26 protein-coding genes and 4 tRNA genes are annotated in these 17,163 nt (G+C 48.2%); 21 read left to right on the top strand and 9 right to left on the bottom strand.

The genetic code is table 11. The features are described 5' to 3' along the window. From GKO28_RS04960 to flhF, 4 genes are read right to left on the bottom strand one after another with little or no spacing between them, the layout of a single operon-like run. A complete protein-coding gene (locus GKO28_RS04960; protein WP_182075550.1) occupies nucleotides 1-951 on the bottom strand; it encodes an ABC transporter permease in 951 nt (316 codons plus the stop codon). Continuing rightward, entirely contained in the window at nucleotides 902-1,087 is a 186-nt protein-coding gene (locus GKO28_RS04955) for a hypothetical protein (RefSeq protein ID WP_182075549.1), read from the bottom strand. The genes GKO28_RS04960 and GKO28_RS04955 overlap by 50 nt, the downstream gene beginning before the upstream one ends. Continuing rightward, nucleotides 1,074-1,973: an AAA family ATPase gene (locus GKO28_RS04950; RefSeq protein WP_182075548.1), complete on the bottom strand. Its 900-nt coding sequence runs from the start codon at nucleotides 1,971-1,973 to the stop codon at nucleotides 1,074-1,076. Before GKO28_RS04950 ends, GKO28_RS04955 begins: the two co-directional genes overlap by 14 nt. A gap of 36 nt (nucleotides 1,974-2,009) precedes the next feature. Beyond that, nucleotides 2,010-2,936: a flagellar biosynthesis protein FlhF gene (flhF, locus tag GKO28_RS04945; protein ID WP_182075547.1), complete on the bottom strand. Its 927-nt coding sequence runs from the start codon at nucleotides 2,934-2,936 to the stop codon at nucleotides 2,010-2,012. A gap of 94 nt (nucleotides 2,937-3,030) precedes the next feature. On the opposite strand from flhF, the gene GKO28_RS04940 reads away from it, so the two are divergent. Beyond that, nucleotides 3,031-3,171, top strand: a complete 141-nt coding sequence (locus GKO28_RS04940; protein ID WP_182075546.1) for a hypothetical protein — start codon at nucleotides 3,031-3,033, stop codon at nucleotides 3,169-3,171. Between the two features lie 15 nt (nucleotides 3,172-3,186). On the opposite strand, the gene GKO28_RS04935 is transcribed toward GKO28_RS04940, so the two are convergent. Next, nucleotides 3,187-3,372, bottom strand: a complete 186-nt coding sequence (locus GKO28_RS04935; protein WP_203563922.1) for a hypothetical protein — start codon at nucleotides 3,370-3,372, stop codon at nucleotides 3,187-3,189. A 58-nt stretch (nucleotides 3,373-3,430) separates the two neighbouring features. Between GKO28_RS04935 and GKO28_RS04930 the strand changes: the two genes are divergently transcribed. Further along, nucleotides 3,431-3,610, top strand: coding sequence for a hypothetical protein (locus GKO28_RS04930; RefSeq protein ID WP_203563921.1), 180 nt, complete (start codon nucleotides 3,431-3,433; stop codon nucleotides 3,608-3,610). Nucleotides 3,611-3,865: 255 nt separating this feature from the next. Here the strand turns inward: GKO28_RS04930 and flhA are convergent, their stop codons facing one another. Both flhA and flhB read right to left on the bottom strand, forming a co-directional pair. Next, a complete protein-coding gene (flhA, locus tag GKO28_RS04925) occupies nucleotides 3,866-5,896 on the bottom strand; it encodes a flagellar biosynthesis protein FlhA (protein ID WP_247646381.1) in 2,031 nt (676 codons plus the stop codon). Between the two features lie 58 nt (nucleotides 5,897-5,954). Then, the gene (flhB, locus tag GKO28_RS04920) at nucleotides 5,955-7,100 is read right to left on the bottom strand and encodes a flagellar biosynthesis protein FlhB (RefSeq protein ID WP_182075544.1); all 1,146 of its coding nucleotides are present in this window, start codon (nucleotides 7,098-7,100) and stop codon (nucleotides 5,955-5,957) included. Nucleotides 7,101-7,181: 81 nt separating this feature from the next. On the opposite strand from flhB, the gene GKO28_RS04915 reads away from it, so the two are divergent. From GKO28_RS04915 to GKO28_RS04860, 14 genes are all read left to right on the top strand, one after another. Then, entirely contained in the window at nucleotides 7,182-8,375 is a 1,194-nt protein-coding gene (locus GKO28_RS04915; RefSeq protein WP_182075543.1) for a flagellar hook-length control protein FliK, read from the top strand. Nucleotides 8,376-8,493: 118 nt separating this feature from the next. Then, entirely contained in the window at nucleotides 8,494-8,811 is a 318-nt protein-coding gene (locus GKO28_RS04910; protein ID WP_182075542.1) for a hypothetical protein, read from the top strand. Next, entirely contained in the window at nucleotides 8,808-8,954 is a 147-nt protein-coding gene (locus GKO28_RS04905; protein ID WP_182075541.1) for a hypothetical protein, read from the top strand. The genes GKO28_RS04910 and GKO28_RS04905 overlap by 4 nt, the downstream gene beginning before the upstream one ends. Beyond that, nucleotides 8,936-9,088, top strand: coding sequence for a flagellar basal body-associated FliL family protein (locus GKO28_RS22665; RefSeq protein ID WP_182075540.1), 153 nt, complete (start codon nucleotides 8,936-8,938; stop codon nucleotides 9,086-9,088). The genes GKO28_RS04905 and GKO28_RS22665 overlap by 19 nt, the downstream gene beginning before the upstream one ends. A 37-nt stretch (nucleotides 9,089-9,125) precedes the next feature. After that, nucleotides 9,126-9,509, top strand: a complete 384-nt coding sequence (locus GKO28_RS19290) for a hypothetical protein (protein WP_247646380.1) — start codon at nucleotides 9,126-9,128, stop codon at nucleotides 9,507-9,509. Beyond that, nucleotides 9,475-9,966 carry a hypothetical protein gene (locus GKO28_RS19285; protein ID WP_247646379.1) on the top strand — a complete coding sequence of 164 codons (492 nt, stop codon included), beginning with the start codon at nucleotides 9,475-9,477 and terminating at the stop codon, nucleotides 9,964-9,966. The genes GKO28_RS19290 and GKO28_RS19285 overlap by 35 nt, the downstream gene beginning before the upstream one ends. After that, entirely contained in the window at nucleotides 9,947-10,147 is a 201-nt protein-coding gene (locus GKO28_RS19280; protein ID WP_247646378.1) for a FliM/FliN family flagellar motor switch protein, read from the top strand. The genes GKO28_RS19285 and GKO28_RS19280 overlap by 20 nt, the downstream gene beginning before the upstream one ends. After that, entirely contained in the window at nucleotides 10,140-10,574 is a 435-nt protein-coding gene (fliN, locus tag GKO28_RS04890; RefSeq protein ID WP_182075539.1) for a flagellar motor switch protein FliN, read from the top strand. Before GKO28_RS19280 ends, fliN begins: the two co-directional genes overlap by 8 nt. A gap of 63 nt (nucleotides 10,575-10,637) precedes the next feature. Next, nucleotides 10,638-11,003, top strand: a complete 366-nt coding sequence (gene fliO / locus GKO28_RS04885; RefSeq protein ID WP_182075538.1) for a flagellar biosynthetic protein FliO — start codon at nucleotides 10,638-10,640, stop codon at nucleotides 11,001-11,003. Continuing rightward, nucleotides 11,000-11,743 (top strand): flagellar type III secretion system pore protein FliP, encoded by a 744-nt coding sequence (gene fliP, locus GKO28_RS04880; protein ID WP_182075537.1) that lies wholly within the window; start codon nucleotides 11,000-11,002, stop codon nucleotides 11,741-11,743. Before fliO ends, fliP begins: the two co-directional genes overlap by 4 nt. A gap of 3 nt (nucleotides 11,744-11,746) precedes the next feature. Beyond that, a complete protein-coding gene (gene fliQ / locus GKO28_RS04875) occupies nucleotides 11,747-12,016 on the top strand; it encodes a flagellar biosynthesis protein FliQ (protein ID WP_182075536.1) in 270 nt (89 codons plus the stop codon). Beyond that, the gene (gene fliR, locus GKO28_RS04870; RefSeq protein ID WP_182075535.1) at nucleotides 12,013-12,801 is read left to right on the top strand and encodes a flagellar biosynthetic protein FliR; all 789 of its coding nucleotides are present in this window, start codon (nucleotides 12,013-12,015) and stop codon (nucleotides 12,799-12,801) included. The genes fliQ and fliR overlap by 4 nt, the downstream gene beginning before the upstream one ends. A 100-nt stretch (nucleotides 12,802-12,901) precedes the next feature. Beyond that, on the top strand, nucleotides 12,902-13,690 hold the full coding sequence (gene folE2, locus GKO28_RS04865) for a GTP cyclohydrolase FolE2 (RefSeq protein ID WP_182075534.1): 789 nt from the start codon (nucleotides 12,902-12,904) through the stop codon (nucleotides 13,688-13,690). Between the two features lie 58 nt (nucleotides 13,691-13,748). Then, nucleotides 13,749-13,955, top strand: coding sequence for a hypothetical protein (locus GKO28_RS04860; protein WP_182075533.1), 207 nt, complete (start codon nucleotides 13,749-13,751; stop codon nucleotides 13,953-13,955). A 139-nt stretch (nucleotides 13,956-14,094) separates the two neighbouring features. Here GKO28_RS04860 and pgeF read toward each other — a convergent pair whose 3' ends face one another. Together pgeF and rluD are read right to left on the bottom strand one after the other, a co-directional pair. Beyond that, nucleotides 14,095-14,838 (bottom strand): peptidoglycan editing factor PgeF, encoded by a 744-nt coding sequence (pgeF, locus tag GKO28_RS04855; protein WP_247646377.1) that lies wholly within the window; start codon nucleotides 14,836-14,838, stop codon nucleotides 14,095-14,097. Then, complete coding sequence (rluD, locus tag GKO28_RS04850) at nucleotides 14,807-15,862, bottom strand: 23S rRNA pseudouridine(1911/1915/1917) synthase RluD (protein ID WP_374220712.1); 1,056 nt, start codon at nucleotides 15,860-15,862, stop codon at nucleotides 14,807-14,809. Before rluD ends, pgeF begins: the two co-directional genes overlap by 32 nt. A gap of 57 nt (nucleotides 15,863-15,919) precedes the next feature. On the opposite strand from rluD, the gene GKO28_RS04845 reads away from it, so the two are divergent. The 5 genes from GKO28_RS04845 to GKO28_RS04825 all read left to right on the top strand — a co-directional run bounded on the left by GKO28_RS04845 (nucleotide 15,920) and on the right by GKO28_RS04825 (nucleotide 17,157). After that, the gene (locus tag GKO28_RS04845; protein WP_307838950.1) at nucleotides 15,920-16,663 is read left to right on the top strand and encodes an outer membrane protein assembly factor BamD; all 744 of its coding nucleotides are present in this window, start codon (nucleotides 15,920-15,922) and stop codon (nucleotides 16,661-16,663) included. 70 nt (nucleotides 16,664-16,733) lie between these two features. Continuing rightward, nucleotides 16,734-16,809, top strand: a tRNA-Ala gene (locus GKO28_RS04840). A gap of 45 nt (nucleotides 16,810-16,854) precedes the next feature. Continuing rightward, nucleotides 16,855-16,929: transfer RNA gene (locus tag GKO28_RS04835), tRNA-Glu, on the top strand. 30 nt (nucleotides 16,930-16,959) lie between these two features. Next, nucleotides 16,960-17,035: transfer RNA gene (locus GKO28_RS04830), tRNA-Ala, on the top strand. A 47-nt stretch (nucleotides 17,036-17,082) separates the two neighbouring features. Continuing rightward, a tRNA-Glu gene (locus GKO28_RS04825) sits at nucleotides 17,083-17,157 on the top strand. Nucleotides 17,158-17,163: the final 6 nt, after the last annotated feature.

The following is a 17,163-nucleotide window of genomic DNA, read 5'->3' as shown; positions in this document are numbered from 1 at the left end:
TTACCAGCCCATATGGTAAGCAACTACGGCAAATAAACCATCGGCGACGACCAATAACACCAAAATTTGCACCACCGCTTGGGTGGTTGCTGCGCCGACGGCACTCGCGCCATTCCCAGTAGAAAGGCCACGAAAACAACCGACAGCGGCGACAATAAAGCCAAAAATAGCCGCTTTACTCAGGCCCGACAGCAAATCGATTAAGTTCACTTGACCGGCAATTTGCGAATAATACGTAGCAAACGGAATTCCAAAGCCTTTCATCACTAAAGCACCGCCAAATAGACCGATGACTTCAGCAAATAAGGTCAGCAGTGGCGCCATCAATACGCCAGCTAATAAACGCGGCAAGACTAAAAAGCGAATGGGATCAAAACCAAAAGTGACCAGTGCATTGATTTCTTCGTTCACCTTCATCGTGCCTAGTTCGGCGGCAAAAGCGGCGCCCGTGCGGCCAGCCAGTAAAATGGCGGTAATTAAGGGCCCGAGTTCACGAACTAATGACAGGCCGAGCAAATTGGCGACATACAGTTCGGCGCCAAATTGCCGCATCGGAATCGCCGATTGAAACGCGAGGATGACGCCAAACAAGATGGAGATTAAGGCGATAATCGGTACCGCATTGGCGCCGACAAGCTCGCACTGCAAACCAAATTCGCGCCAACGAAAGCGTCTCAGCGAGTGCCGGCTATGCCATAGCGCAGCACAAATACCACCTAAAAAGCTGATCTGCTGATAAAAATCGACGCTGCTGCGCCGAACTTGTGATCCCAGCTGGGCGATGGGTGTAATAGATTGTTTGGGCGCAGGCTTTAAGAGTGGCAATTCTGGAGATAGGGCACTGAGTAAACGTTGCCCTTGCGCTGGTAAGCCTAAAATCTGCGCGCCGCGTTGCTGCAATTCAAATAATAACGCCGCTCCTGCCATCAATGATTTGTACGGCACTGGCATCAATCTCAATCGCTGCCCATTGTTGTTGCTGAATACGCTGCCATAGCGCTGCGGTGGTCGATAAGGTTAAATCACCGCAAAGTTCAAACTGAGTGGCTGTGGTGCTAGGGCGTAATTGGGCTTCAATAGGACGCATGATCGATTCGATTGGCCAGTAAACGCGATGACTCGATTAAACGATAAATAAAGCTCGCCATATTACCTTGTGCTTGGCGTGGTGGCGCCCAGCGTAATAAGGCGTCAGCCAGCTGGCGAATTGCCGCGCTGGCCTCGGCATCGGGAAAGGCTTCTAGCACCGGCCGACCAAGGCGTGTGGCGCGGTTAAGCCATTCATCTTCTGGGACATAGCCAATCAATTTGAGTTGAATTTCTTCCCCCAAATATTGCTGGGCCACCACGCGAACCCGGTCAAACAAAGTCATGGCTTCGCCTAAGCTGGCGACGCGATTGACCAGCACTCGAAAATCACGCCGTGCATATTCAGTCGCCAATTGCTTAATGGTGGCATAAGCATCGGTGAGGGATTCGGCTCGGTTCGATAGAATAATGACAACATCATCAGCGGCAAGCGATAGGCTAGGCACACCTTGCGCCACCGCAGGGCGTGTATCGAGTAAGAGGTAATCTAGCGATTCGGTCAGTTGCGCAAATTCACTCGCTAACCTGCGTTGCTCATTGTCATTGAGCTGGGCGAGTAAATGCGGCGGGGCGGCAATCGGTAAAATACCAAAGCCGTATTGGCTTTCGATTAAGGTATCGAGCAGGCGTGCTTCACGCCGTATCACCTGTTCCAGCGCAAAGCGAGGCGTTAAATGCAAGCGATGCGCAATATTGTTTAAACCGGTAAATTCATCCAATACCACGACTTGTCTTTGTCGATCGGCCAAGGCGGCGGCTAAATTAATCACCAAGCTGGTGGTACCGGCATCGCCACGGCCACCCGATAAACTAATGGTGCGGCAGCTGGGCGTGGCAACAAGTTGCCGTAAACCTGCGGCTTGGTCTGGCCAGCGTTTAGGCACGATGTGGTCCTACTGGGGAATAACTAAAAAGCAGATTCATCGTGGTGAAGTGGCAAGGCTAAAATCAGTCGGAATATCTTGGGTGCTCATAAAGAGTGGATATTCGTCTTTATGCAATTGAAATACGCTACTTTCTTGTGGGTTGCGAAAGGCACGATCCACCAGATAGGCCAAATTCGCCCGATGCAGATCTTCCGGAACACGCTGGCCATTGGTCACAAAGTGCAGCGGCAATTTATGCCGAATCGCTACATCAAGGCAACCCCCCAGCGCCATGGTTTCATCCAACTTGGTTAAAATGCAACCGACTAAATGGCTGTTTTTATAGCGTCGAGCCACATCATCGAGTGTGCTCGCTTGAGCATTGGCCGACAATAACAACACAGTGCCGACATTATCATGCCCAAACATCGCTAATTGTTCACCGATGCGCTGATCGCGCTGCCCCATGCCCACGGTATCGATCAGTACTAAATGTCGATCGGTGAGCTCGCCGAGCGTGAGTTGTAAATCGGTTTCATCTTTGACTTCATGCACCGGCACACCCAAAATTCGGCCATAAATTCGCAGTTGATCGTGAGCGCCAATTCGGTAGCTATCGGTGGTCAATAAGGCGACCGATTGTGGGCCGTAGGTGAGCGCACAACGCGCAGCCAGCTTGGCAACGGTGGTGGTTTTGCCAACGCCCGTTGGGCCAATTAAGGCGTACACGCCGCCGCGTTCAACGATATCGTCTTTGGCGCTAACGGTGGGTAAATTATGGGTGAGCGCGGCTTTGACCCACTTCATTCCGGTATCCAAACTCATCGCCGCAGGCATTTTATCAATGAGCTGACGTGACAGTGCGGCGCAAAATCCAGCGCCGAGTAGTTGGCGCAAAATTTCTAATTTTTCAGGGGCGTGTTTGGATAATTCACCCCACGCCATGCCCGCCATTTGGCTTTCTAACAAGCCGCGTAGCATCCGAATTTCACGCGCGCAATATCTTGCATTGCCGCTTGATCGGCAACGGGTGCCGCATTTTTAGCGGACGCATCGTCAAAACTAAAGGTTGGCAATGGTTTCTCCGCCACAGCTGGACGACGTGGTGGGATTGGACGGCGTTCGGCTTCGTGACTTAATTCCGGTTCGCGTGGTGCCGATGGCGCGGGTTTGTCTTGTACTCGCGGCTGTGGCGCGATTGTTTCGGGCCGATTGATGTAATCGGTAAATGCTACTTCATTGGGGGGTCATTGCGTATGGTGCTGGCTTTGGGCGCACGGTTACTGCGCAACACCGACGGAATTTCATAAGGTACATCGTCGAGCGTGGGCTCTTGCTCATCGTCAGGAATGGCGTATGAGCGCGCCAAGGCTTTGGAGATATGCGGTGTGACCGGGGTTTGTTGCGCGGAACTCATTAAGCGCGCGCCATTTTGCGCCGCGCGCGTTGCCGGTTTGGGCGCAGCTGGCGACGGTTTGAATACTGGTGAGTGCGGCGACGTCGGCGTCGGCCACCGCCATGATTTCGATCCCGCCACCCGCCACTTGCCGGTTGGACAGAATCAACGCATCTGGGCCAAGTTCATCGCGAACTTGGCGCAGCGCGTCACGGGTGGTAGCACCAAAGAATTTTTTAACCAGCATAAGAAACGATGATCACCGCGGTTGCGCTTTCAATTGCATCAACAAAGTCAGCCTCAAAAAATTAAACTCGCAACTAGAAGCAATAAGTAGTTTTTTTTTTTGCCTCTGGTGCGCGCCAGAAAAGGGGTCGAGCAATGATTATCACTGTTCCTGTGCTTCTGCACAATTGAATAGCGTACTGACGATAAGGGATTGTTGGCGTTTTGCCGAGACCTCACACTGTGCTCTTATGCTCCTAAGACGTTAATAATGCGTAAAGTTTTGCTGTCAGGAATCTCGGTATGCGCAATGACGCGTAATCCGGGAATTGAACGGCGTAAAAAAACGCGATAACATCGGTCTTAATTGCGCTGGGGTAATTAAAACGGGATTAATGCCTTGCATTTCCAGTTGCTCGGTCATGGCGGCGGCTTGTTGGAGCAAGCGCTCGGCAAGGCCGGGTTCTAAGCCGCCTTGCGATTTGCCACTGGCGGCCGAGAGTAAAATGCTTTCTAGTTGTGGTTCTAATGCGACAACTTGTAGTTCTTGCTCCCCAGCAAAGAGTTGATGAACAATCGAGCGCCCTAATGCGACCCGCACTGCCGAGGTTAATTCGTCGATATCCGTAGTTCGTAAAATTTGTTCGCTCAGCGTCTCGATAATGGTGCGTAAATCTCGAATATGCAGTCCGTCCTCAAGTAGTGCTTGCAATATTTTTTGCAGCGTACCAATGGGCACCACTTTAGGAACCAGCTCTTCAATCAACTTGGGCGATTCTTTGGCAAAGTGATCGACTAGCGCTTGGGTTTCTTCGCGGCCGAGTAATTCAGCGGCATTCGATTGCAAAATATTTGAGATATGCGTACCGATAACGGTCGACGCATCAACCACGGTGTAACCCATCGCTTGCGCTTGATCGCGTAAGCTGGCGTCAACCCAAGTTGCAGGCAGACCAAAAGTGGGATCGGTGGTGGCTGCGCCAGGCAAAGTGCCAGCGGCATTGCCCGGATTAATCGCCAACCATTGCCCGACAAATGCTTCACCAGCGCCAACGTCAACGCCTTTAAGTTGAATCCGGTATTGATTGGGGCGCAGTTCGAGATTGTCGCGAATATGCACTGCCGGCACTAAAAACCCCAATTCTTGGGCGATTTTTTTTCTAATCCCGCGAATGCGGCGCAATAGTTCACCATCTTGGTTGCGATCAACCAAAGGAATCAGCCGATAACCGACTTCCAGCCCCACCGGATCGACCGTTTGCACATCATTCCAGCTGACTTCTTGTAATGGCGCATCCACAGGTGGCGGCGGTGCTGCGCCCGCTGGTAGTGCCCCACCGGTGGCGGTGGCGGTCGCGGCTTTGAGGATATTTTGTTCGGCAAACCAAGCTAAACCAGCGGCGATTGCAGCCATCATTAAGAATGCAATGTGCGGCATCCCCGGAATAATACCGAGTAGGCCCAAAACGCCAGCGGTGACGTAGAGCACCTGCGGGCGAGCAAACAATTGGCCCAAAATTTGATCGGATAAATCTTGGTCAGTACCGACGCGAGAGACGACAATACCGGCGGCTACCGAAATAATCAGCGCCGGAACTTGGGCCACCAAACCGTCACCGATGGTGAGCAAGGTATAGGTTTTGGCCGCATCGGCAAACAACATATCATGTTGCAACATACCAACCAGCAAGCCACCAATCAGGTTAATCACCATCACTAAAATACCCGCGACAGCGTCTCCACGAACGAACTTACTGGCACCATCCATCGAACCGAAAAAATTGGCTTCGTCAGAAATTTGCGCGCGTCGAGTTCGGGCTTCTTCTTCACCAATCAAACCGGCATTCAAATCGGCATCAATTGCCATTTGTTTCCCGGGCATGGCATCTAGGGTAAAGCGGGCCGACACCTCGGCAATACGCCCAGCACCTTTGGTGATCACGACAAAGTTAATAATGGTCAGAATAATAAACGCCACAATCCCGACGGCGATATTGTCGCCAATCAGCACGTGACCAAAAGATTCAATGACTTTACCCGCAGCATCGCCGCCGGCGTGGCCTTCGGTAAGGACCAGCTTGGTCGACGCCACATTGAGCGACAAACGCAGTAGCGTGGTCATCAACAGTACGGTCGGAAAGCTAGAGAATTCCAGCGGTTTATGGGTATATAAGCTGACCATCAACACGATGATCGAAAGTGCAATATTGAAAGTAAAAAAGAAGTCGAGCACGGCCGGTGGTAAGGGCAAAATCATCATGCCCAATACCATCAAAACCATTGCTGGCATGGCCAGTGTGGTGAGTTTGCTACGCCACATCTAAGATACCTAGTGTAGTGTATGTATAAATAAACATTATTTTATATATTGCTTGCAGTTATATACCCTGTTTTTCTGACTCAGGGTCGAGTTCGGCAGGAACGGGTAAATCGGTATTGAGTGTTGGCGCTAAGCCGCCTTCTTTTTGATATTGATTGAGCTGGTAGATGTAGGCTAAAACTTCAGCAGCGGCAGTATACAACGCAGCGGGAATTTCTTCGCCCAATTGGGCATGGTGATACAGCGCGCGCGCAAAAGGTGGCGTGCGTACAACGGTGACTTTGTGTTCCTTGGCCAATTCAATAATGCGCTCGGCCAATAAAAAAGACCCTTTGGCCACCACTTTGGGGGCGCGCATTGCCTCATCGTATTGAATCGCGACCGCATAGTGCGTTGGATTGGTGACCACCACATTGGCTTTGGGGATTTCCGCCATCATGCGCTTACGAGCCGCTTCTCTTTGTAATTGGCGAATGCGCCCTTTGACATGCGGATCGCCTTCAGACTCTTTACTTTCTTGGCGAACGTCCTCTTTGGTCATTCTAAGGCCTTTGTAATAATCCCAAAGTTGGTACGGCACATCGATTAACACAATGATCGCCATCCCGCTGACCGTCATCAAGAGAGTGTATTTGAGCATTTGCCATAACATATAAAAGCCAACATCTGGAGGCATGGCAATCAGAGCAATAAACTGTTCTTTTTCATCCCATAAAATCCAGCCTGCAATGCCACCGATTAATCCCGATTTTAAAATCGTTTTGAGCGTTTCAATAATGGTGCGCACCGAGAAAATTCGGCCAATACCGGCGATTGGACTGAGTTTTTCAAAATTAGGCCCTAGTGCTTCAGTACTAAAGACCCAGCCACCAATGGCAATTGGCACCATAATCGCCACTAAGGCGCAGGCAGCAAAAATAGGTAGTAAGGCCACCAGTGCTATGCGCATCGCCGCCATTAAGGCTTCGGGCATTTGCTTGGCGCTGATTAAATCTGTGCGATCAAAGCTGAGGTTATCCACCATGATTTCGCGGATTGAATGAAATATATCCGGCGCGAGCGTAAATACCGCAACCAGCCCTGCCATCAGGGTGGCAAAGGTGGTGAGCTCGTGTGAACGCGGGACCTGTCCCTTTTTTCGCGCATCTTCAATGCGCTTGGGGGAGGCCGGTTCGGTTTTTTCTAGGTCTGAATCTTCTGCCATGGCGCAAGTTTACCTGCAGTTTTCAGTGGCTGGCATTGTCTTTGCTTATTACTAGGCAAAGTCTTCTTATTGGGTGTAATTATGGCAACAACTTCTGCGGTGCCAGTGCAAGTTCAAGCTCCTGTGAGCCGTGCAGTTGAGTCGCGTACTGCGCGTGAATCGAGTCAAGCAAGTGACTTTAAAGATGAATTTAAGCGTGAATTAGGCCGAGATCGGGCAGAAGCGCCTACGCCAACGCCGAATAATAAAGTCGCAGCAAAATCGGACAAAAAAGAAGAAACTCCAGCGAGCGAATCACCGCAAACACAAGCGGCAGTACTTGATCCTTGGTTAGCCATGCTACAAAACACCTTAGTTGTGCCTACTGGAACGAGCGTTGCGCTGACAGAGGAAGCGGCGCCACTGACTGATATTGCCACTGATCCTGACGCGGAAAATCCAGCAGTATTCAATCCATTGACTGCACTGATGGTAAAAAATCCAGCAAGCAGTAGCGAAAATACCGATAGCGCCAAACTGGGCACTGACAAGCAAGCCAATCAAACCGCATCATCAGCAATAGCGGCGATGTCGCAGTCTAAAGTGGATGTCGCTGAAACGGCAAACCTTGCCGTCGATACGGCAACATTAAACGCCACTGAAGTCATCGAAACCCCATTTGAGTTAATGCCCAATACCGACTTTAAAACGCAATTAACTGCCCTGAATGAGCAGCGAAGCCTTGCTGCGAACAATCCTGTGAGCACCGCTTTGCCGAATAAGGAAATCGCTGTGCCAGTGCATCACTTGGCTGAGCCGGTTGGGCAAATGCGCTGGGGTGATGCGTTGGCGCAACGAGTTGGGCTGATGTTAGGACGGCAAGAGCAACAAATTCAAATGCAATTGAACCCCGCGCATTTGGGGCCAATGGAAGTGCAGTTAAATGTGGCGCAAGATCAAGCAAGTGTGGTGTTTAGTTCGCAAAATGCGGCGGTTCGCGATGCGCTCGCTGCGGCGATGCCGCGCTTGACCGCTTTATTGGCTGAGCAAGGTTTTACTTTAAGTAATGTGCAAGTGGCTTCAGATACTTTGCAGCAGCAGCATCATCAACAGCAGCAAGCACAACAAAACCAATCGCAATGGGCTGGGATGAATCAAGGTCAGCAGCAAGCTCAGAATGGTCGAGAACTGGGATTAACTTACGGAATGACCGCGGGGATGGTCGATGAAAAATCACTGGAATCAGCGATGGTGCGATTACCCATCCAAAAAGGGGGCTTGAATTTATTTGTCTGATTTCATATGCTCTGCCGCAATAATGCTTGCTTAGCGCTTGTTTTATAGTATCTCTTTCGCTATATTGGCGAAGTTTTACGCCCTGGCTACGCTGGGGCATAGTTATTTCAAGTTAATCATGAAAGATAATCTATTCATGAGCTTTCATTTTAAGGATGCAATATGTCGGAAGCAAAAGCAGAAGCCGCTCCAAAATCAAAAAAAATATATCCTGCTTATTGTCGTTGCTGCTGTATTAGTTTTAATTTTAGTTCTCGGCGGCGCGCTAGCTTTTTTCTTATTGAAAAGCCCTGCTGAAGGAAACGCTGAAGAAGCCACTGCAGAAGCTGCAGCGCATGGTGAAGAAAAAAAGAAAAAGAAAAGAAAAAAGAAAAAAAAGCGGATGAGCACGCTAAGCCAGTATTTGCCAAATTACAAGATCAGCCATTTACAGTGAATTTAAGCGGGGAGGCTGAGTCGGTATTACAAGTTGAAATTATGGTTGAACTCGCTGAAGAAGCCGATAAAGAGCGAATTACCTCCGTGCAGCCTAAAATATTAGATGCGGTGAATCGTTTATATTGCGAGCCAAAACCTTAGAAGAAGTTAAAACATCGCAGGGACAAGAGGAATTAGCGAGACAAATTAGAGAAAAAATTAATGCAATTTTAGAAGTTGAAGCAAAAGACGAAGGTGTATTAAGCGTTAATTTTACTAAGTATTTTTATCAGTAGTTTGTTAAAAATTAGAACCGAGTTATAAAAAGAGATAATGGCTGACGATATTCTTTCTCAAGAAGAGGTCGATGCGCTTCTGCGCGGTGTGACTGGTGAAGAGGACGATGGTGCCGATGACGTCGATCAATCGGCTGTCCGCAATTATGATATTGGTCGACAAGAGCGCATTGTGCGTGGGCGGATGCCGACGCTGGAAATTATTAACGAAAGATTTGCACGAAACTTACGAATAGCTTTGTATAATTTTATGCGTCGCAACGCCGAAATTAGCGTTGGCCCCATTCGGGTGCAAAAATACAGTGAATTTATTCGCAACTTAGTCGTACCAACCAATTTGAATATGATTCAAATGAAGCCGTTACGTGGGACAGGCTTATTTATTTTTGATCCGAATTTTGTTTTTTTGGTGGTGGGATAATTTATTTGGCTCTGATGGTCGTTACCACGTTAGGGTTGAGGGGCGAGACTTTACGCCAACCGAGCAAAGGATTATTCAGCGCTTGCTTGAAGTGGTTTTTGAAGAGTATCAAAAAGCGTGGAAGCCGGTTTTTGAGTGCGAATTTAGTTATATGCGCTCAGAAATGAATACACAGTTTGCCAATATTGCGACACCCACTGAGGTCGTAGTGGCATATACCTTTAAAATTGAATTGGGTGCTGGCGGCGGTGATTTTCATATTTGCTTACCGTATTCAATGATCGAACCGATTCGAGATATGTTGTATAGCTCGATGCAAACGGATCGCATCGAATCGGATAATCGCTGGTCATCGTTGCTACGCAAACAATTACATCATGCGGATGTCAATCTGGTGGCAACCTTGGGTAACGCTAAAATTACTTTTGGGCGATATTTTGAATTTAAAGACGGGTGATGTGATTTCTTTGGATATTCCAGAAGCCATTATTGCATCCGTGGATAGCGTGCCAGTGCTTGAGTGTAAGTATGGTATTCTTAACGGTCAATATGCATTAAAAGTCGACAAAGTACTGGGCTCAGCTGAGGCTTTGAACGGCGTGCAAGACGAAGAGAATAGCGGAGAAGGTAATGGCTGAAGAAACCACGGGTGCAGCAGAAAATCCTGATGATATTATGGACGATTGGGCGGCGGCTCTCGCTGAACAAGAGGTCACCGACGCCGCCAGTGATACTGCCAGTACAGTACAAGCGGCGGATATTTTTCAGCGTTTTGATACTGCGGCTGCACCGAGCAATGCGCCGAATAATATTGATATGATTTTAGATATTCCGGTCAATTTGACGGTGGAATTAGGGCGCACTAAGATCGCAATTCGTAGTTTATTACAGCTGGCACAAGGCTCAGTGGTTGAGCTCGATGGGATGGCGGGTGAGCCGATGGATGTGTTGGTCAATGGTTGTTTGATTGCTCAGGGTGAGGTTGTGGTGGTGAATGATAAATTTGGTATTCGACTCACTGATATTATTACCCCTGCAGAGCGCATTCGTCGCTTGCATAAATAATCCAATCATATGAATCTAATTCGATTGCTTTGCGGCAGCCTTGTGGGGCTGCCGTTCTCCGTTATGGCTGCAACGGCAGCGCAAACTGCACCGGGACCAGGTGTTGGGCAGCTGATTCAAGTGATTTTGGCTTTGTTGCTGGTGCTGGCGTGTATTGTTGGCGGTGCTTGGCTGATGCGCCGTTATGCCTTAGTGCCGGGGGCTGGCAATACGCATTTGCGGGTTGTTTCCGGTGTGATGGTGGGCACCAAAGAGCGGGTGGTGATCGTTGAGGTGGATGGGACTTGGCTGGTTGTTGGCGTCACTCATCAGCAAGTCAATTTGCTGCATACCTTGGATAAGCCCGCGGATGTAGTGACAACACCAGCAACCCCTGCATTTGCACAATGGCTGCAAGCGGCAATGGCTAAACGGAATACCTCATCATGAAGAAAATCGTTCTACTCGCCGGGGTATTGCTTTGTCCGGTATTGCTGGCAGCTGAACCTGCCGGTATACCCTTTATGAGTTCCTCACAAACGGCGGCGGGAACGGCGTATTCTTTGCCGATTCAAACCTTGCTGTTTATGACTGCGCTGGGCTTTATTCCGGCGATGTTATTGATGATGACGTCGTTTACGCGAATTATCATTGTGCTGTCTTTGTTGCGACAAGCTTTGGGTACGATGCAAAGTCCGCCCAATCAAGTGATTGTCGGCTTGTCGCTGTTTTTGACGCTATTTATTATGGCACCGACTTTTGACAAAATTTACGCCACGGCTTATCAGCCTTTTTCGGAACAAAAAATCACCTTTAATCAAGCCTTAGAGCAAGGCGCTGTGCCGCTTAAAGATTTTATGCTCAAGCAAACACGGCAAAAGGATTTGGCGTTTTTTATTGAGGTGTCCGGCGCAAAAGCACCGAATGGACCAGAAGACGTGAGTTTGCGGGTGTTGGTGCCGGCCTTTGTGACTAGTGAGTTGAAAACTGCTTTTCAGATTGGCTTTTTGGTCATTATTCCATTTTTAATTATTGATTTAGTCATTGCCAGTATTTTGATGGCGATGGGGATGATGATGGTGTCGCCGGTGATTATTTCTTTGCCATTTAAAATTATGTTGTTTGTACTGGTTGATGGCTGGACGCTCTTGATGGGCTCCTTGGTGCAAAGTTTTTATATTCCGAGTTAATTCATGACACCAGAAACGGTAGTGACTTTATTACAAAGAGCGATGGAAGTCATGATTTTGCTCGGTGCGCCGGTGTTGCTCACTGCGCTTATTGCTGGTTTGATTGTGAGTATTTTTCAGGCGGCAACGCAGATTAATGAGGCGACGCTTTCTTTTATCCCTAAAATCCTCGCTTGTTTTTTGGTGCTGGTACTCGCTTTGCCGTGGATGATTGAAACAATAAGTGATTACACCATTCGCCTGTATCAAAGCATTCCTCAGTTGATTGGATGATTACAGTTACTCAAGTCCAAATTGAAATTTGGCTGGCCTTGTTCTGGTGGCCATTCTTGCGTATTTTAGGTCTGTTATTGGCAGATCCATTTTTTTCTAGTCGTTCGATTCCGATTAAAGTGCGTGTTAGCTTGGCATTGTTACTCACCGTGCTGGTCGCGCCCTTATTGCCGACGATGCCAAGTGTTGCCGTGGTCTCTCCTGAAGGGATATTGATTGCATTGCGTGAGCTATTGATTGGCTTATCAATGGGCTTTGTGATGCGGCTAATTTTTAGTGCGGTGGAGCTGGCAGGGCATTTGTCGGGTTTACAAATGGGCTTAGGCTTTGCCACGTTTTATTCACCGCAAAGCGCTAACAATAGCTTGGTGATTTCTCAGTTAATGAGTTTATTTATGTTACTGGCGTTTTTGTCCATTAGCGGTCATTTAATGGTGTTGCAGGTATTAATTGACAGCATGGTGCAGCTGCCTGTGGGGGGCATATCGCTTTCAGCGGGGGGCTTTAAACAAATTGCCAATTTAGGTGCGATTGTTTTTCGCACAGCGGTGTTGTTGTCATTGCCGGTGTTGGCGGCGTTATTGATTACCAATTTAGCGATTGGTGTAATGACGCGGGCTGCGCCACAGTTGAATGTGTTTGCGGTGGGTTTTCCACTGACTTTGGCGGTGGGTTTTGCGGCGATGTATTTTTCTTTACCAATGCTGGTGCCACACATTGATCAAGCTCTGGCAAGCTATACACGGTATATCGGGCAAATATTGACGGCGTTTAGCCAGAAGTAATCGCAGCGATTGATAAATGCAATTCCCGACTGGTTTGCTCGGGTATTGGCCTCAGGGTATAATCAACTTATCCAATTAATTCTTTTGAAGTGAGATTCCGATGAGCGTGGTCATTGCCGATGTGCAAAACACAGTGGATACCCGCAATATTGCGATTAATAAAGTAGGGATCAAGTCGATTCGCCATCCTGTGCAAGTCGCGGATCGCGCTGATGGGGTGCAACATACTGTTGCTACTTTTGATATGTATGTCTTTTTGCCGCAACACTTTAAAGGCACGCATATGTCGCGCTTTGTTGAGATTTTAAATAGTCACAACAAAGAAATCTCAGTCGAATCATTTGAAGCCATTTTGCGTCAAATGTGCGAACGTTTAGAAGCTGAAGCGGGTTATTTAGAAATGCGCTTCCCGTTTTTTATCAATAAAACAGCGCCGGTTTCAGGCGTAAAAAGCTTGCTTGACTATGATGTTTCGCTGATTGGTGAGCTAAAAGATGGCGTATTTACACAAACACTCAAAGTGCTGGTACCGGTGACGAGTCTTTGCCCTTGCTCGAAAAAAATCTCTGAGTATGGTGCCCATAATCAGCGTTCACATGTGACCATTAGTGCTACTTTGGGTCAGCATGTGTGGATTGAAGAGATCGTTGAGATGGTAGAGAAGCAAGCCTCTTGCGAGTTGTATGGTTTATTAAAACGCCCAGATGAAAAATACGTGACTGAACGTGCGTATGATAATCCGAAGTTTGTTGAAGACATGGTGCGCGATGTGGCCGCAAGTTTGAATAACGAACCGCGGATTGTTGCCTATGTGGTTGAATCAGAAAACTTTGAATCGATTCATAATCATTCGGCCTATGCCTTGATTGAGCACGATAAACGCGCTTAAATTGCATGCGTTAAAATATTAAAAGAGGCGCCATAGGCGCCTTTTTTTGAGGTTGCTGATGTACATCTTATTAATTGGGTATTTGTTTGTCATTGTGATGTTTGCCGCCGTGGTGGGGGCAAGCAATTGGGTGCTTGGGCTGTTTTTCTTTATCACATTAGCAGTGCTGCCAACATGGTTGATTTTTTGGCTGAAACGCAGTGTGCAAAAGAAAAAAGCCGAAACCAAACTTGATCAGCAAGATGTAGATACAAACAATCGTTGAGTAAGGTTTTTTTTCGTTATTGCTGCACGAATAAGTACGGTTTATGGTGGCGGTAATACACCCTATCTCATTGGTATGAATAGTTAGGTATTTGATTGCAAGCCATTTTAGATTTGGCTTGCAATCAAATACCCCTTACTTATTCCAGCCAAATCAAGCTGGCCATACGACCGGTGATTCCGTCGCGGCGATAGGAAAAATAATTGTCGCTATCGGTATAGGTACATTCGCCACCACCATAAATGGCCGTAATGCCGAGCGCATTGAGCCGTTGGCGTGCCAATAAATACATATCAGCCAGCCACTTGCCCTTACTGCTCGCAGTAAATGCCGCAACTGCTGCGGCATCATGTTGCATAAATGCAGCTCTGACTTCGTCGCCCACTTCAAAAGCGTTCGGCCCAATTGCGGGGCCCAACCACGCCATTAAAGTATTGCTGGGAACCGCCATGGCATGTACGGTGTTTTCAATCACCCCATCACAAAGGCCACGCCAACCGGCATGCGCCGCCGCAACCACCGTCCCGTGCTGATCACAAAGTAAAACCGGCAAACAATCGGCAGTCATTACGACACAGACTGCGCCTTTAGTGCGACTAATACTGGCATCGGCCTCGATGGGCGCATGAATTTCTGCGGCATCGACCACGATGGTGCTGTGGGTTTGCTTAAGCCAAGCCGCAGGATGGGGCAGTTGTTGCCGATTGGCCATGACGGCCTTAATGTCATCGCCAACATGGTCGCCCAGATTGAAGCTGGCATAAGGCGCCACACTCACACCGCCATGCCGAGTGGTTTGTTTGGCCTGCACATTGGCTGGAGAAGGCCAAATCGGATTTAATAAATGGGTATTATTCACGGACATAAATGAGTTCACAGTCATGATCGTCTTCGCCTTCATCATCGTCGTCGAAATCGTCTTGGCTTAATCCAACATCTGCGCGCAAGGTACCAATCAGCTGTTCCAAATCAAATGGAACTGCGGCTTTCCACGTCATGGTTTTACCACTCTCAGGATGGACTAAAGAGAGCTTTCTGGCATGCAATGCTTGGCGGTTAAGTTCGTCTAGTGCCATACGCACTTCGTTGCTGGTATCCATTTTAGGCGCTACGCCATACACGGGATCTGCGGCGAGTGGATGTTTAATATGCGCCATATGCACACGAATTTGATGGGTTCGACCGGTTTCTAAGCGGCATTCAATCAGGGTGTAAGCGTTAAAACGCTCTAAAATATGGTAATGCGTAATCGAAGGTTTACCACTGCGAACCACGGCCATTTTAACGCGGTCTTTCGGGTGACGACCAATCGGCGTATCCACCGTGCCATCGGCATGAATTAAACCGTTGGCAACGGCAATATAATGGCGTTTAACGCTGCGTTCTTGTAATTGATTGACCAAGTGCACTTGTGCTTGCAGTGTGCGTGCTACAACCATTAAACCGCTAGTTTCTTTGTCTAGGCGATGGACAATGCCGGCACGTGGGATTTGGCGTAATTCTGGGTAATGAAACAGCAGGGCATTTAATAAAGTGCCCGACCAATTGCCACTACCCGGATGAACGACTAAGCCAGCAGGTTTATTGATAATAATGATGGTGGCGTCTTCGTATAAAACATCGAGCTCGATGTCTTCGGCTTCAAACGCCACTTCGTTGGGGTCGGGCTGCACGTCGACTTTAAGCGTTTCTCCTCCCCAAAGTTTGGTTTTTGGTAGCGCGGTTGCGTCATCTACCCAAACCCGCCCGTCTTTAATCCACGTAGTCAAGCGGCTGCGGGAAAAATCAGGCAAAATCTTCGCTAAAGCAGCGTCCAAGCGTGTACCTGCCAAGTCGGCGGGCACAGACAAAACACGGATGTCTGCGAAGTCGTTATAATCGTCGAGTTCAATATCGGATTGCATCATGACTAAGATTCTACCGCGAATCCTGATTTCTGCCTTGTTAGTTAGCTTAATGGCAGGATGTTCTTCGCTAATAATGAAAAACCAGATGAAACTCAGGGCTGGAGTGCCGAGAAATTATTCTCAGCGGCTAAATCTGAGCAAGTGAGCCGCAGCTATGAAGCGTCAAATAAGCTGCTGGAAAAATTAGAAGCACGTTTCCCTTATGGGCGTTATGCACAGCAAGCGCAATTGGAAATGGGCTACAACTATTACAAAGATCAAGAGCCGGCTTTGGCTTTAGCTGCAATTGATCGCTTTATTAAACAAAATCCAAGTCACCCGAGTTTGGATTACGCTTTGTATCTGAAAGGCCTAGTGACTTTTAATGAGTCACAAGGTTTTATGTCGAATATATCGAAGCAAGATATGTCTGAGCGCGATCCAAAAGCTGCGAAAGAGTCATTTAATTCATTTCGTGATTTAGTGCAACGTTTTCCTGAGAGCAAATATGCGCGCGATGCCGAAATTCGGATGGGTTATTTAATTGGTGCAATGGCCAAATATGAATTGCATGTGGGCCGTTATTACTTTCAGCGCGGGGCTTATTTAGCTGCAGCCAATCGTGGCCGTGCATTGCTGGATAACTATGCCAATACCAAGCAAGTTGAAGATGCATTGGGTTTGATGATTCAGTCCTACGATAAATTGGGAATGAAAGAATTGAGCGCAGATACCCGCCGAGTTTTATTGCAAAACTATCCTAATTCGAAGGCCGCTGAGGTGAACTTTGAAACTGATCCGTATTGGTGGGCGCCGATTTAAAAATAAGTGCAGAATAATTCAAAGAGGGCTTGACGTACTTTAATTTGCCGTCTATTATTCTGCTCTCTCTGGGGGTATAGCTCAGTTGGTAGAGCGCTTGCATGGCATGCAAGAGGTCAGCGGTTCGATTCCGCTTACCTCCACCAGTTAGATTTAATTGATTGTTTGTGTATCAGTTAAATAAGATTTAAGTCCCTATAGTTTAGCGGTTAGAACACTGCCCTTTCACGGCGGCGGCCGGGGTTCGATTCCCCGTGGGGACGCCAGTATTAAGTTGTATGTTTATTTGTAAGTGCGGGGGTATAGCTCAGTTGGTAGAGCGCTTGCATGGCATGCAAGAGGTCAGCGGTTCGATTCCGCTTACCTCCACCAGTTTTAGTCAGATTGATTTTTTGATCAGTTTGAGATGTAGCTTTAATGTCCCTATAGTTTAGCGGTTAGAACACTGCCCTTTCACGGCGGCGGCCGGGGTTCGATTCCCCGTGGGGACGCCAATAGAT

The organism is Deefgea sp. CFH1-16 (assembly GCF_016881365.1).
Lineage (GTDB): Bacteria > Pseudomonadota > Gammaproteobacteria > Burkholderiales > Chitinibacteraceae > Deefgea.
Note: the sequence above shows the minus strand (reverse complement) of the source record. Positions and strands in the feature narration are given on the sequence as shown.

What these genes read in the sequence shown, in the direction of transcription:
- fliR (WP_182075535.1), top strand. Translation starts at nt 12,013, where the DNA reads ATGATTACAGTTACTCAAGTCCAAATTGAAATTTGGCTGGCCTTGTTC.
- pgeF (WP_247646377.1), bottom strand. Translation starts at nt 14,838, where the DNA reads ATGACTGTGAACTCATTTATGTCCGTGAATAATACCCATTTATTAAAT.
- GKO28_RS04915 (WP_182075543.1), top strand. Translation starts at nt 7,182, where the DNA reads ATGGCAACAACTTCTGCGGTGCCAGTGCAAGTTCAAGCTCCTGTGAGC.
- GKO28_RS04845 (WP_307838950.1), top strand. Translation starts at nt 15,920, where the DNA reads ATGTTCTTCGCTAATAATGAAAAACCAGATGAAACTCAGGGCTGGAGT.
- fliQ (WP_182075536.1), top strand. Translation starts at nt 11,747, where the DNA reads ATGACACCAGAAACGGTAGTGACTTTATTACAAAGAGCGATGGAAGTC.
- GKO28_RS04960 (WP_182075550.1), bottom strand. Translation starts at nt 951, where the DNA reads ATGCCAGTGCCGTACAAATCATTGATGGCAGGAGCGGCGTTATTATTT.
- rluD (WP_374220712.1), bottom strand. Translation starts at nt 15,862, where the DNA reads ATGATGCAATCCGATATTGAACTCGACGATTATAACGACTTCGCAGAC.
- folE2 (WP_182075534.1), top strand. Translation starts at nt 12,902, where the DNA reads ATGAGCGTGGTCATTGCCGATGTGCAAAACACAGTGGATACCCGCAAT.
- GKO28_RS19290 (WP_247646380.1), top strand. Translation starts at nt 9,126, where the DNA reads ATGGCTGACGATATTCTTTCTCAAGAAGAGGTCGATGCGCTTCTGCGC.
- GKO28_RS04860 (WP_182075533.1), top strand. Translation starts at nt 13,749, where the DNA reads ATGTACATCTTATTAATTGGGTATTTGTTTGTCATTGTGATGTTTGCC.
- flhA (WP_247646381.1), bottom strand. Translation starts at nt 5,896, where the DNA reads ATGTGGCGTAGCAAACTCACCACACTGGCCATGCCAGCAATGGTTTTG.
- fliO (WP_182075538.1), top strand. Translation starts at nt 10,638, where the DNA reads ATGGCTGCAACGGCAGCGCAAACTGCACCGGGACCAGGTGTTGGGCAG.
- fliN (WP_182075539.1), top strand. Translation starts at nt 10,140, where the DNA reads ATGGCTGAAGAAACCACGGGTGCAGCAGAAAATCCTGATGATATTATG.
- GKO28_RS04955 (WP_182075549.1), bottom strand. Translation starts at nt 1,087, where the DNA reads ATGCGTCCTATTGAAGCCCAATTACGCCCTAGCACCACAGCCACTCAG.
- GKO28_RS04910 (WP_182075542.1), top strand. Translation starts at nt 8,494, where the DNA reads ATGAAAGATAATCTATTCATGAGCTTTCATTTTAAGGATGCAATATGT.
- flhB (WP_182075544.1), bottom strand. Translation starts at nt 7,100, where the DNA reads ATGGCAGAAGATTCAGACCTAGAAAAAACCGAACCGGCCTCCCCCAAG.
- GKO28_RS04940 (WP_182075546.1), top strand. Translation starts at nt 3,031, where the DNA reads ATGGTTTCTCCGCCACAGCTGGACGACGTGGTGGGATTGGACGGCGTT.
- GKO28_RS04935 (WP_203563922.1), bottom strand. Translation starts at nt 3,372, where the DNA reads ATGAGTTCCGCGCAACAAACCCCGGTCACACCGCATATCTCCAAAGCC.
- fliP (WP_182075537.1), top strand. Translation starts at nt 11,000, where the DNA reads ATGAAGAAAATCGTTCTACTCGCCGGGGTATTGCTTTGTCCGGTATTG.
- flhF (WP_182075547.1), bottom strand. Translation starts at nt 2,936, where the DNA reads ATGCTACGCGGCTTGTTAGAAAGCCAAATGGCGGGCATGGCGTGGGGT.